General features: G+C 66.3%; 9 protein-coding genes and 2 pseudogenes. 6 read left to right on the plus strand and 5 right to left on the minus strand.

Annotation, left to right across the window (positions count from 1 at the left end; all coding sequences use genetic code 11):
* Window positions 1–96: 96 nt before the first annotated feature.
* A pseudogene (locus C8N38_RS13310) lies at window positions 97–698 on the plus strand (IS3 family transposase); the annotation flags it as partial.
* 383 nt (window positions 699–1,081) lie between these two features.
* Here the strand turns inward: C8N38_RS13310 and C8N38_RS13315 are convergent.
* Together C8N38_RS13315 and C8N38_RS13320 are read right to left on the minus strand one after the other, a co-directional pair.
* Window positions 1,082–1,693, minus strand: coding sequence for a hypothetical protein (locus tag C8N38_RS13315; protein ID WP_108027666.1), 612 nt, complete (start codon window positions 1,691–1,693; stop codon window positions 1,082–1,084).
* 53 nt (window positions 1,694–1,746) lie between these two features.
* Window positions 1,747–2,220: pseudogene (locus C8N38_RS13320) on the minus strand (integrase core domain-containing protein); the annotation flags it as partial.
* A gap of 483 nt (window positions 2,221–2,703) precedes the next feature.
* Between C8N38_RS13320 and C8N38_RS13325 the strand changes: the two are divergent.
* Window positions 2,704–4,131 (plus strand): IS1182 family transposase, encoded by a 1,428-nt coding sequence (locus C8N38_RS13325; RefSeq protein ID WP_108027821.1) that lies wholly within the window; start codon window positions 2,704–2,706, stop codon window positions 4,129–4,131.
* Window positions 4,132–4,349: 218 nt separating this feature from the next.
* Entirely contained in the window at window positions 4,350–5,933 is a 1,584-nt protein-coding gene (locus C8N38_RS13330) for an ABC-F family ATP-binding cassette domain-containing protein (RefSeq protein ID WP_108027667.1), read from the plus strand.
* Window positions 5,934–6,232: 299 nt separating this feature from the next.
* On the opposite strand, the gene C8N38_RS13335 is transcribed toward C8N38_RS13330, so the two are convergent.
* A complete protein-coding gene (locus C8N38_RS13335) occupies window positions 6,233–6,496 on the minus strand; it encodes a hypothetical protein (protein WP_108027668.1) in 264 nt (87 codons plus the stop codon).
* A gap of 1,162 nt (window positions 6,497–7,658) precedes the next feature.
* Here C8N38_RS13335 and C8N38_RS13345 point away from each other — a divergent pair.
* Window positions 7,659–8,414, plus strand: coding sequence for an SDR family NAD(P)-dependent oxidoreductase (locus tag C8N38_RS13345; RefSeq protein WP_108027670.1), 756 nt, complete (start codon window positions 7,659–7,661; stop codon window positions 8,412–8,414).
* Window positions 8,411–9,022, plus strand: coding sequence for a hypothetical protein (locus C8N38_RS13350; RefSeq protein ID WP_108027671.1), 612 nt, complete (start codon window positions 8,411–8,413; stop codon window positions 9,020–9,022). Before C8N38_RS13345 ends, C8N38_RS13350 begins: the two co-directional genes overlap by 4 nt.
* Here the strand turns inward: C8N38_RS13350 and C8N38_RS13355 are convergent.
* Together C8N38_RS13355 and C8N38_RS13360 are read right to left on the minus strand one after the other, a co-directional pair.
* The gene (locus C8N38_RS13355; RefSeq protein WP_108027672.1) at window positions 9,019–10,851 is read right to left on the minus strand and encodes an ABC-F family ATP-binding cassette domain-containing protein; all 1,833 of its coding nucleotides are present in this window, start codon (window positions 10,849–10,851) and stop codon (window positions 9,019–9,021) included. The genes C8N38_RS13350 and C8N38_RS13355 overlap by 4 nt on opposite strands.
* Before the next feature lie 158 nt (window positions 10,852–11,009).
* Complete coding sequence (locus C8N38_RS13360) at window positions 11,010–11,756, minus strand: GNAT family N-acetyltransferase (RefSeq protein WP_108027673.1); 747 nt, start codon at window positions 11,754–11,756, stop codon at window positions 11,010–11,012.
* Between the two features lie 108 nt (window positions 11,757–11,864).
* Between C8N38_RS13360 and msrB the strand changes: the two genes are divergently transcribed.
* Window positions 11,865–12,284 (plus strand): peptide-methionine (R)-S-oxide reductase MsrB, encoded by a 420-nt coding sequence (gene msrB / locus C8N38_RS13365; RefSeq protein ID WP_108027674.1) that lies wholly within the window; start codon window positions 11,865–11,867, stop codon window positions 12,282–12,284.
* Window positions 12,285–12,319: the final 35 nt, after the last annotated feature.

Here is a 12,319-nt window from a genome sequence, read left to right on the forward strand (position 1 = left end):
ATCGTCTTGCAGGTCGGCTTCGGAGGTCTGCTCATGCTGCCCGGCTAGCATGCTGGATTCACGAGATGAATCCCCTGGATTTGCGCAACAACGCCACTGCATGTTGCCACGCTGATGGAACGGATGGGCATCGCGGCTCTCTATCGCCGACCGAACACCTCGAAACCCGCACCCGGGCACAAGATCTGCCCCTATCTTCCGAGAAAGCTGCCGATCACGCGGCCCAACCAGGTCTGGGCGATGGACATCACCTGCATCCCGATGGCGCGGGGCTTCATCTCCCTCGCCGCCGTGCTGGACTGGTTCCCCCCGCTGCGTCCTTGCCTGGCGCGTGTCGATCACGCTGAAGGCCGGTTTTTGCATGGAAGCTGTGGAAGAGGCGCTTGTGCGTCACGGCGCGCCCGAGTTCTTCAAAACCGATCAGGGCAGCCAGTTCACCTCGAGCGAGTTCATCAAGGTGCTGGCCGCCCGCGACATCAAGATCAGCATGGATGGTAAGGGCGCGTGGCGGGACAATGTCTTCGTCGAGCGCTTGTGGCGGACCATCAAATACGAAGAGGTCTACCTGCGCGCCTATGCCAGCGTGTCCGAAGCCCGGACCCGGATCGGCCGGTATCTGACCTTCCACAATGGCCGCCACCCGCCTTCATCGCTTGACGCCCCCCCCCGATCAGGCCGACTTCCGCGAGCCAATGCCCCCAAGCGGTGGCGGCGTAACCGAGGCGGAAAACCACTTGGCCCCCCGGAACCTGTTCAGATCAACCGAACCACCTCTCATCCCCCCGCTGCGACAGCACCATGAGCCCTGCCGCTCCGGCCGCTCCCGCGCCTGGCCACCGCGCGACGCCCACGCCCAACCACTTGCGATGGGCAATCTCCTGCCACGCGCCCGTGCGCAGATCGAACTCCACCACATCGGTGCTGGAGGAAAACGGCCGGTTCGGGCTGTAGCTTCCGTCTGAACTCGCCAGAGCCGCGAACCTGTGCCGGTCCAGCGCCGCACCTCGATAGAAGGTTGTGTGGTCCCTGTTTGCGTCTTCAGCCATCACGTTAATCAGATAAAGAGCTGGAGCGATTTCGCTCAAGTGGCAAGATCAAGACGCACGTGACCTGTCAGGTCCTCAGGCGGCGTCCGCTGCTTTCTCTGCCAACCGATCGTCTTCTGTCCGGCCTCTTCCGTTCCTTCCCGCGTTGCACGGAACCCGACACCCGGCATCAGCAGCAGGCATTCGAACGCCGTGACTTCGATGTTCGAGAAATAGCAGTCGGGGCCCTTCACGAAAGGGGGCTCTCCGTTGAGCTGCTGTAACTGCCGCGGGGCAGGCAGCGGATCAACTCCGAAAAAAGGCTTGTTGCCGACGTGCAAGGGGAAAGCCGCAGAATGGCACATGATGCTATCGAGACCATCCTCGACGAAATCGAGCATCAGTCCGGAGACAAAGTTGATGCGACGGGAGGGCTGCAGGTCCACACCGCTTTTCTCAAGCGTTCCTATCGCTTCACGGGCCGCCTCTTCTCCCATGGTTTCGAGGAGAACCCGGTAGACTTCATCATTGCTTTGCAGACCTGCCGGCCCTTCCGCCTCGATTTCGCCGTAGAGTGGCTGCGCGATGGGCCGAGCTTCGGCTTCGGACATGCCAAAGCGCAAAGGTCCCAATCCGCTCTCTGGTAAGATTTCCCAGCTATCACTCATCGGAGTTTTCCTCTGTTTCATCGGATCATGCCTGCGTTACGCAAGCATTCCGCCTAGCTGTCACATCCCGCGAGATTGCAGATGCGCTTCCTGAACAGCTCGGGCCTGTGACGTCGCCAGTCCCTGAGGGGTCCGACGGGGGTTTGCCCCTTCAGGGCTGATTGCGGGAGCTGTTTCTTGTAGAGCTGGGCGTAGCGCAGGAGGGTCTGCTCAAGGTCCTCGCCACGCTGGATGCGCTGGCGCTGCGGGACATCCTCGTTCCTGACGTTGAACCGCTCGACCATGCCGTTCGTCTGCGGCCGCATCGGCGGCGCGAGACGATGCTCGATGCCGAGGTCCGCGCAGAGGAGGTCGAACGCGTGTTGTCCGGTTGCAACGCGCTTGCGCAGGCCGAAGAGGCGGTCGGTCAAAGCCTTGCCGTTATCGGTCAGCACGCGGGCGATCTTCATCGGGGCCGCGCGCTCCAGATCGCGAAGGAAACGGCGGGCGTTGGCCGCGGCCTGTGCGGGATAGAAGCGCACGAAAATCCTTGCCTTCGAACCGGCGCAGCACCAGGACGTCCTGCCCCAGCACCGTGGAAATCAGGGCCATGCGGGCGTCCTGACGGAAGAAGTCACTCATGAAATACCCTCTTTTCAATACCGCGAAAGTGGTGGCGCACGTCGTGCCGTGACACCCCCCGACTGCCGTTCGCTTTGGGAGGCGCGGGCATTGGCGGCAGCGTGCCGATTTGAGGGGCGGCAAGGCTGGCCGACGGGACAGGACCGAGCCCTGCCAAGATCAGGTACCGAGGCCGTCCCGGGGGGCCACAAGGGCGCAATTCCCGGTGGCCAGGATCGCGCCGAGACTGCTCTCGCCGCGGCGACCACGAATGGCCGCTTCCGTGATCCGCGGGCGGCGCGGGCTTGAGGTGTCGAACGTCGGCTATCGGCATATTCCGTTGAAAAACTCGTGCTTGATCGAGGTGTCTTCGGCTGATTCAATTCCCTCACTGGGTGGGAGGATCGGCACTGATGGGACCGCGGCAGGAGGCGCAGCCGGCGCTGTTCTGCGAGTTCTCGCTGGAAGATCATGTCCCGCCAGATTACCTTCTGCGCTCGATTGACCGGTTCGTGGATCTGTCCGGCATCCGTGCTTACCTCGCCGATTTCTACAGCCATGCGGGTCGTCCGTCTGTCGATCCGGAGTTGCTGATCCGCATGCTGTTGGTGGGGTATTGCTTCGGCATCCGGTCGGAACGGCGGCTCTGCGAAAAGGTGCATCTGAACCTCGCTTACCGTTGGTTCTGCCGCCTGGACCTCAGTGACCGGGTCCCGGATCACTCGACTTTTTCGAAGAACCGGCACGGTCGGTTCCGTGACAGCGAGCTATTGCGGCATCCGTTCGAGACCACCTTGGCCCGGTGCATCGACGAGGGGCTGGTTAGCGGCCAGCGCATGGCAGTTGATGCCAGCCTTATCGAAGCGGATGCGAACAAGCAGAACTCATCGCCGAAGGAGGACTGGGACGCGAGGCAGATCAATCCCGCTGATGCGCCCCGAGCCGTTCGCGAGTATCCGGACGTCTTGGACCAAGCCGCATTCGGCGCGGCAAGCGAGGTCCAGCCCAAGTTCACCTCGCATTCCGACCCGGCGAGCCTGTGCACCGCGGCCCGGAAAGGCCCGGCATTCTTCGGCTATTCTGACAATTACCTGATCGACACGGACCATGGTGTCATCGTGGACGTGGAAGGTGAGGCGGAGCAGAAAACGATCCGGGGGATCGTTTTCCCGCCGAACGGGTCGATCCGGCAGGCCGAAGCAGGATCAACCAAGACCATGCTGAGGCGCGTGAAGGCCAGGTTTGACCGTCACCCTGAACGCCTGATCGCGGACACCGCATACGGCACCGGGCCGATGCGGGGCTGGCTGGTCGATCGCAAGATCGCCCCGCATATCCCCGTCATCGACAAGTCGGGGCGCAATGATGGGACCTGGACTCGCGCCGACTTCGAGTGGGATGCAGAGAACGACCAATACATCTGCCCCGAGGGGCACGAGCTGAAGCAGGTCCGCCGGAACTATTCCGACCCCACCCGCGGGCCGACCGGCAAGGGGACCGCCCGCTATCGCGCCCTGAAAGAGGTCTGCCAAGCCTGCCCATCCAAGGCCATGTGCTGCCCGAACGCGGATGCTCGCAAGATCACCCGCGAGGAACATGAAGACGCCCGACAGGTTGCCCGCCAGATCGCCAGGACCGACCAATACGTGATCTCGATGAAGCCGAGGAAGAAAGTCGAGAGGCTCTTTGCCCACCTCAAGCGCATCCTCGGCCTGAACAGGCTTCGATTACGCGGCCCATGCGGCGCAAATGACGAATTCCTGCTTGCCGCAACCGTCCAGAACCTCCGGAAACTGGCCAAGATCCTTCCCGCACCGCAGCAACTGGGGAAAGCATGACAGGAAAGGCATTCACGGCCGCCTCAGGCGGGGAATTGCTGCGGTCGCGAACAGGTGTTTTTCCACGGAGTCGACGGGGAAGCTCCGTTGGCTCTGGCTTGCAAAATCACCGAGCGACCACTATTTTTTAAGACATCCTGGAACTGGAGATGCCATCAACATGGACCTGAACCTCGCCGCATTCGCCCCTTCGATTTTGCTGCGAGAAGTTCTGTCCCATGCCTGCATCCGTTTCCCTCTCCGGCCTGTCTTGGTCCACGCCTGACGACGCGCCCCTTGTTACCGATCTCAACCTGACTTTCGGCCCGGAGCGTACCGGCATCGTCGGACGCAATGGCATCGGCAAGAGTACCCTCCTTAGCCTGATTTCTGGTGATCAGCATCCCGCTTCGGGGCAGGTCCGCGTGACCGGCTCCATCGCGATGATGCGGCAGGAGGCGTTGGAGCGGCCCGATGACATCATCGCCGATCTTTTCGGCGCACGATCCGCGCTCGATCTGCTTGACCGGGCGGAGGCCGGGCTTGCCGATGCCGATGAACTGGCAGACGCGGATTGGACCCTGCCCGCGCGGATGGAAGGGGCGCTTTTGCGCTGTGGTTTGTCGGTCGGGCCGCAGACCCTCCTGGCGACGCTATCCGGCGGCCAGCGCAGCCGTGCCGCTCTTGCCGCCCTGATCTTTGCCGAGCCGGATTTTCTGTTGCTGGACGAACCGACGAACAATCTCGACCGGGACGGTCGCAAGGCGGTGATCGACCTCATCCGGGGGTGGACAGGGGGTGCGATCATCGCCAGCCATGACCGCGAGCTTCTGGAGGAAATGGACGCCATCGTCGAACTCACCTCGCTTGGCGCGGCCCGGTATGGCGGGAATTACAGCGATTTCCGGCAGCGGAAGGACACCGAGATGGACGCGGCAGCGCGTGACCTCGCGGATGCGGAGAAAACCCGCGCCGACGCTGCCCGTCGCGCGCAGCAGGCAAGCGAACGCAAGGCCCGCAAGGACAGTGCCGGACACCGCGCGCGCGCAAGGGGCGATCAGCCGAAAATTCTGATGGACGCCGCCAAGGGGCGGGCCGAGGCGTCGGGCGGTGCGGGTGTGCGCCTGCGCGATGCCCGGCGCGAGGCGGCAGATAAGGCGTTGTCCGCCGCCCGCGTTAAGATCGAACCCCTGCAACCCTTGCGCATGGACATTCCCCCAACCGGCCTTGCCACCAGTAGAACGGTGCTGCGACTGGAGAAGGTGACCGGCGGCCATGATCCCGATCATCCCTTGATCCGTGATCTGTCGCTGACCGTGATTGGTCCCGAGCGCATTGTCATTACAGGGCCGAATGGCTGCGGAAAGACGACGCTTCTGAAGATCATTACCGGAGAGATCGTGCCGCAAAGTGGTCTCGTGGCGCTTTCGGTTCCATTTGCGCTGCTGGATCAGCATGTCCAGCTGATCGACACCGCTCTGTCCCTTCGCGATAATTTCCGTCACCTTAATCCCTTGGCTGATCCCCATACCGCGCACGCGGCACTGGCCAGGTTCGGTTTCCGCGCCGCGGATACCTTGCGTTACGCGGGAGAGTTGAGCGGGGGCGAGCGTCTGCGCGCTGGACTGGCCTGTGCCCTCGGAGCCACCCCGCCGCCGCCGTTGCTGATCTTGGACGAGCCGACCAATCACCTTGATCTTGATGGTATCACAGCACTTGAGGCTGCGCTGGCTGCTTATGATGGGGCAGTTTTGGCGATCAGCCATGACACGGCATTCCTTGAATCCCTCGCACCGGGCAGGACGATTGATCTTGGGGCATGACTACTTTGTCCGCATACCCGCCCTCCGGACCGCGACTCTCCCAGACACCGCAGCCATCGCGGCCCGTCGCCCGGCCCGCTTCAGCAGAAATCGCGGGCGTCATAGAGAGTATGCAGCGCTTACCGTTCCAGTCATGTTCGATTTGGGGCAGCCAGTTGGCCGCCTTCGCCAGCGGCGGACCGGCGCCCGCCGTGCCATGGGCGTTCCTGGTCCCATCCCGCACCCGGCAGAAGCCGATCCGCTGCTCGCGCAGATGGGCCCGGCGCCGCCACGGGATCGGCCTCTTCCCGGAGCCGCAGTCAGTTCTGCACGGCCCCGCGCGGGGTGTCCGGATGGCGGGCCGGAGGCTCCAGAACCTCGGCCCGGATCACCGCGGCATTCTCGCGCTCGGCCACCAGCCATGACGCGAAGGCCGCTTCGCCCGACCCGTCGAGCGCGTCGAGAAACACCTCGCCCAGCCGCCGTGCGGCATCCTCAAGCTCGGCAAAGCTGGCTGCGGCGTCGCCGAGACGGGTGCGGATCGCCTGCCGATCGGCGCTCAGCCCCTCGTCATCGAAGGCCACACGCTCGCGGTCAGCGATGATCCGGGGTCGGGCGGCGACCTGCCGGTCGACAGGATACGCTCTGGCGGCACCCGGCTGCTGATGGGGTTCTCACCAGGGGCCCGGATCCTGCATGCCCGAATTGGCGGGCTCGTGGTCGCCGCGTCCCCGATGCGCTGGCGCGGCGGACAAAGGCGGATCGTCGCAAACGCCGAGACGCTTGGCATGCTGCGCCGGGTGAGCTTCGCGCATCTTCTGCCCGTCGACCCGGACCGGCCGCGCGCCCTGGCGCGGCTGCAAAATGTCGCTCTGGCGGTCCCGGCCACTGCGCCCGCCGCCAGACCGCGGCCGGTGCTTGGCCCGGTCCGGAGGACCGCCGTGCCGAATTGATCCAACCTCTTTTCTTTCCGAGGAATTCCCCAATCTTCACCGAGCTTCTCTTTTCGGGTCTCACCTGTCATTTCGCCCCGGCCCCGGCCCCGACGCGGCGCGAGGAGGACATGACCTTTCTTGGCCGACTCCGGCGCCGGATGCGGAGGCGGCAGATTTTCGTCCCCTCGAAGGCATGCCCGACTATCTGCGGAACGAAAGCGGGCTGACACGGGGCGATATCCGCACAGCGCGCCGCCGCCACGACTGGTAGCGCGGCACCGTCGTCTCCTGCGGGAGGCGATGCCGGGACCGGGCGCCAAGGGGGCCGCCCGCTGCTCCGGATCGTCCTTCCGATCCCGCCCGCAACGGCTCCGGATGGGTCAAGGGGAACCCGTCCGGAGGACCAGGGACCGGGCCAGGCCGCGCCCGTGTCGCGCCCGTGTCGCGCCGGGTTCCGTACGGCGACCGTCGTCTGCGTGGGGGGCGGGATCGAGGTCGTCGCGGTCGCGGAGGCGGGTTCCGGTCCGTTGACTGTGGCCCCGAGGGGCGCCTTGTCAGCAAGAGGTCATCCCGAACTGAAATAGCTTATTTATCGTTTATTTTCTTATTATTACTGGCTCACGCTAAGACCTCACGTCAACTCCTGATCTCCCCCATCCGGCCGGACCGACACGACACCCCGCCGGATCCGGGCCTCAGGGGATCGCCGCCCGCCACCCGGCGCAATCCTATGGCGACCCTCCGTCGCGGCGGCCCGGCACTGGACAAGCCCCGCGGCCGGGCGCTAGCTCTGAGGCAAACGGAGGGGCGGATGCAGATCAGCGAAACGAGGGCCATCGTCACCGGTGGCGCGTCGGGACTTGGCGCGGCGACGGCGCGGGCGCTTTGCGCGGCAGAGGCGGCGGTGACCATTCTTGACCGGGATACCGACCGCGGCATGGAGCTGGCCGCCGAAATCGGCGCGGGCTTTCAGCCGGTCGACGTGACCGACGAACCCTCGGTCGAACAGGCCGTGGGCGAGGCCTCGGCGCAGATGGGCGGTATCACCGCCTGCATCAGCTGCGCGGGCATCGCGACGGCCGAGCGCACGCTGGGCCGGTCCGGGCCGCACGGGCTGGAAAGCTTTCGCCGCACCGTCGAGATCAACCTGATCGGCAGTTTCAACGTGCTCAGGCTGGCCGCGGCCGAGATGGCGCAGAACGCCCCCGATGACGACGGCTGCCGCGGGGTGATCGTCAACACCGCCTCGATCGCCGCCTATGACGGGCAGAAGGGGCAGGCCGCCTATGCGGCCTCGAAGGGCGGTATCGCGGCGATGACGCTGCCGCTGGCGCGCGATCTGGCCGGACTCCGGATCCGGGTGATGGCGATCGCGCCGGGGATCTTCCGCACCCCGATGCTGGAGGGGCTGGGTCAGGAGGTCATGGACGGGCTCGCCGCCGATGTGCCGAACCCGCCCCGGCTGGGCGATCCGGCGGAATACGCAGCCCTTGTGCTGCATATCCTGCAGAACGGCTACATGAACGGCGAGGTGATCCGGCTGGATGCGGGGCTTCGGATGAGATGAGCCCGCGGCAGACCCGCGTCACGCCCCTGGGCGAGATCGTGGCCGACCCGGCGCGCGGTCTCTTCATGGGCAATCGCGGCTGCCTGCACGATGCCGAGGGGCGGCTTGGCCGGGCGCGCTGGCGCCACAAGGCCTGGATCTGCTGTCTTTTGCAGTTTCGCGACCGCCACCGCGCGGTGATGACGCCGGGGCGCTATACCGAGCTTTTCTTTCTGGACGAGGCGGTGGCGCTGGCGGCCGGGCACCGGCCCTGCGCCGAGTGCCGCCGCGCCGATTTCCGGCGCTTCGCCCAGGCCTTCGGGGTCGGGACGGCGACAGCGCTCGATGCGGCTCTGCATGCGGCGCGGCTTTGCCCGTCCAGCCGGGATCAGCGGCGCCACACGGCCCCGGCTGCCGCCCTGCCCGACGGCACCTTCGTGCTGCTGGAGGGAACCCCGCATCTGATTCTGGGCGCCGCCGCCCTGCCCTGGCAGGCCTCGGGCTATGGCGCGGCCCGCCCCCGCCCGGGCGGGGAGGTCACGGTTCTGACCCCGGCGCCGACGGTCGCGGCACTGACGGCGGGCTATCGGCCGGTGCTGCACCCAAGTGCCGCCGCCGGACCGGGCTAGCCTGCGTTCTCGGCCTTTTCGGCCAGCTCCAGCCAGTCTTCCTCGGCCTTGGACAGGGCCTCCTGGCGCGCGACCAGCGCCTCGGTCGCCTTGCGGAATTTCACCGGCTCGCGGGTGAAAAGATCGGGGTCGTCGAGCAGTTCCTCGAGCTTGGCGATCTCGGCCTCCAGCCGCGCGATCTCGGCCGGAAGCGCGTCGAAGCGGTGCTTTTCGGTATAGCTGAGCCCCGGCGCCTTCTTCGGGCGTAAGGGTTCCGGTTTGGCCTGCGCGGCGGAAGGTTTTTCGGCGGACTTCCCGCCGGTCCGCTCGGAACCGGCGGTCTCGGCCCGCTGCGCGCGATAGTCGCTCCAGCCGCCGGCATAGACGACCGCGCGGCCGTCGCCCTCCATGGCGACGGTGGTGGTCGCGACGCGGTCGAGGAAATCGCGGTCGTGGCTGACCAGAAGGACGGTGCCGTCGAAGTCCGACACCAGCTCCTGCAACAGATCGAGCGTCTCGACGTCAAGATCGTTGGTCGGTTCGTCCAGCACCAGCAGGTTCGATTCGCGCGCCATGATCCGGGCCAGCAGCAGCCGCGCCCGTTCGCCGCCGGAAAGGGACCGCACCGGCGCGCGGGCCTGGGCGTCGTCGAAGAGGAATTCCTTGAGATAGCCCACGACATGCTTGGGCTGACCGCGGACCAGAACCTGGTCGGCCTTGCCCGACACCCGCATCTCGGGATCGCCGGTCAGGCTTTCCCACAGCGTCATGTCGGGATCGAGCGCCGCGCGATTCTGGTCGAAAACGGCCATCTGCAGATTGGTGCCAAGCCGGACCTCGCCGCTGTCGGGGGCAAGCTCGCCGGTCAGCATCTTCAGAAGCGTGGTCTTGCCGACACCGTTGGGACCGACCAGCGCCACCCGCTCGCCGCGCTGGACGCGCAGCGAGAAGGGCTTGAGGATGACGCGGTCGCCGAAGCTCTTCGAGATGTCGGTCGCTTCGATCACCCGCTTGCCGGATTTGGGCCCCGCCTCCAGCGCCATCGCCGCGGTGCCCTGGCGGCGGATCATCGCCGAGCGGTCGTCGCGCATGGCATGCAGTGCCCGCAGGCGGCCCTGGTTGCGCTTGCGGCGGGCCGAGATGCCCTCGACCGCCCAGCGGGATTCGGCCTTGATCTTGCGGTCGAGCTTGTGGCGGGCCTCGTCCTCGTCGGCCCAGACCTTGTCGCGCCAGTCCTCGAAGTCGGCAAAGCCACGATCCTGGCGGCGGACCTCGCCCCGGTCGATCCACAGCGTGGCCCGGGTCAGGGCGCGCAGGAAGGCGCGGTCGTGCGAGATCAGCACATAGGCCGACCGGGTCTCGGCCAGCTGGGCCTCGAGCCAGCCGATTGCCTCGATATCGAGATGGTTGGTGGGCTCGTCGAGCAGCATCAGGTCGGGTGCGGCGGCCAGCAGGCGCGCCAGCGCCGCCCGCCTGCGCTCGCCGCCCGAGGCGGTGGCGGCCGGGGCGGAAAGATCGAGCTTGAGCCCCTCGGCCGCCATCTCGGCGCGATAGCCTTCGCCCGGGGCCAGTGCCGCGGCGGCGAAATCGCCCAGCGTGGCATAGGCCGAGAGGTCGGGCTCCTGTTCCATATAGCCGACGGAGGTGCCGGGCGAGAGCACGCGGGCGCCGGAATCGGGCTCGACGAGGGCGGCCATGACCTTCATCAGGGTCGATTTTCCCGACCCGTTGCGGCCGACCAGCGCGACCCGGTCGCCTTCCTGGATCACCAGATCGAGCCCGGCAAAGACCGGGCCTCCGCCGAAGGTGAGCGAGATCGACGACAGCTGAAGAAGGGGTGCGCGGGCCATGAGCGCTGGGTATGATGCCGGGTTGCCCCGGTCAAGCGGCAGAAGAGGGAAACGCCGGTCGGGGCGGGGCGGGCAAAATTCTTCGGCGAAGAATTTTGGGACCCGGGGCGGCGGCGCCGGGGACCGGTCACGGAATTTCGTGCGAAATTCCGGGCGCGCTATCCGGCCGAGGCGCGCAGAAGCCGCTTGCGGGCGGGAGGAATCGCCCGGATTTCGAGCCCGGTGAAGACATGCAGCGTGTTGAGGTCGCGATCGACCACCGCATGGTCGGACACCCAGCCGCCCATCACCAGATAGCTGCGCAGGAGCGGCGGCATCCCCAGCATCGCCCGCCGGGCATCTGGCTGGCGCCGCCGCAGCATCTGCCCGAAGCGGAACACGTTCGGCGCCTTGACCCTCGGCAGCCAGCGTTTCGGCGCCAGATGCCGGTCCTGCAAGAGCGCGAAGGCATCCATGTAGGTCTCGGCCTCGGTGCCCTTGAAGGACGAGCAGCCGAACAGCATCTCGACCTTCTCCTCATCCACGAATCGGGTCATCGCCCCCCAGGCCACGCGCAGGATGTCGGGGTCGCGCCAGGCCGGGTGGATGCAGAACCGCCCCATCTCGACCATCGGCCCGTCGAAGGTCTCGAGCGCGGATAGCTCGTAATACTGGGCCGAATAGCTTTGCCCGATCTCGGCCCCGCCCTTCAGTGGCAGCAGCCGGAAACAGCAGACCAGCGTGCCGCTGCGGGTCTCCTCGACCAGCACATGGCGGCAGACCGCATCGAAGCAATCCGCATCGGCCCCTTCGGGATGGGTGTCCGTGGCGCGAAAGGCCAGATAGCGCAGACGCTGCGCGGCGAGGATGTCGGCCGGGGTTTCGGCCAGCCGCGCGGCATAGCGGCCCTTGCGAAGTGACAGCATCGTGACGGCTCCACGGGACTGGCGGGACTGGATCGCCCGCCTAGATATTGTCCGAAGGCCGATAGCACACAAGATGTGACAGAACCCTGACAGGACCCGCGAGACCAAATGACCCAGAAAGTTTCCAAACCCGATTCCGAATGGCGCGCCGAGCTGTCGGACCTCGCCTACCGGGTCACCCGCAAGCACGCGACCGAACGCCCCTTTTCGCATGACGACTTTCCGAAGGCGCCCGGCACCTACACCTGCGTCTGCTGCGGCGCCCCGCTTTTCGCGCAATCCGACAAGTTCGACAGCGGCACCGGCTGGCCCAGTTTCACCCGTCCGGCCAGCCCCGAGGCGGTCGGCGAGCAGAGCGACCGGAGCCTTCTGATGAAGCGCACCGAGGTGCATTGCGCGGCCTGCGCGGCCCATCTGGGCCATGTCTTTCCGGACGGCCCCGCACCGACCGGGCTGCGCTACTGCATCAACGGCGTGGCGCTCGACTTCACGCCGGAAAGCACCGGAGACGGCACCGACGCGGACTAGCGTCAGAGCCCGATCCCCCGGCCGCGTCCCGGGCG

The sequence above is a fragment of the Rhodovulum kholense genome, from assembly GCF_003053725.1.
In the GTDB taxonomy this organism is placed as follows: domain Bacteria; phylum Pseudomonadota; class Alphaproteobacteria; order Rhodobacterales; family Rhodobacteraceae; genus Rhodovulum; species Rhodovulum kholense.

Bases quoted from the DNA above. Each gene is read 5' to 3' on its own strand.
- C8N38_RS13315 (WP_108027666.1), bottom strand. From the start codon at position 1,693: ATGAGTGATAGCTGGGAAATCTTACCAGAGAGCGGATTGGGACCTTTG.
- C8N38_RS13360 (WP_108027673.1), bottom strand. From the start codon at position 11,756: ATGCTGTCACTTCGCAAGGGCCGCTATGCCGCGCGGCTGGCCGAAACC.
- C8N38_RS13350 (WP_108027671.1), top strand. From the start codon at position 8,411: ATGAGCCCGCGGCAGACCCGCGTCACGCCCCTGGGCGAGATCGTGGCC.
- msrB (WP_108027674.1), top strand. From the start codon at position 11,865: ATGACCCAGAAAGTTTCCAAACCCGATTCCGAATGGCGCGCCGAGCTG.
- C8N38_RS13345 (WP_108027670.1), top strand. From the start codon at position 7,659: ATGCAGATCAGCGAAACGAGGGCCATCGTCACCGGTGGCGCGTCGGGA.
- C8N38_RS13355 (WP_108027672.1), bottom strand. From the start codon at position 10,851: ATGGCCCGCGCACCCCTTCTTCAGCTGTCGTCGATCTCGCTCACCTTC.
- C8N38_RS13330 (WP_108027667.1), top strand. From the start codon at position 4,350: ATGCCTGCATCCGTTTCCCTCTCCGGCCTGTCTTGGTCCACGCCTGAC.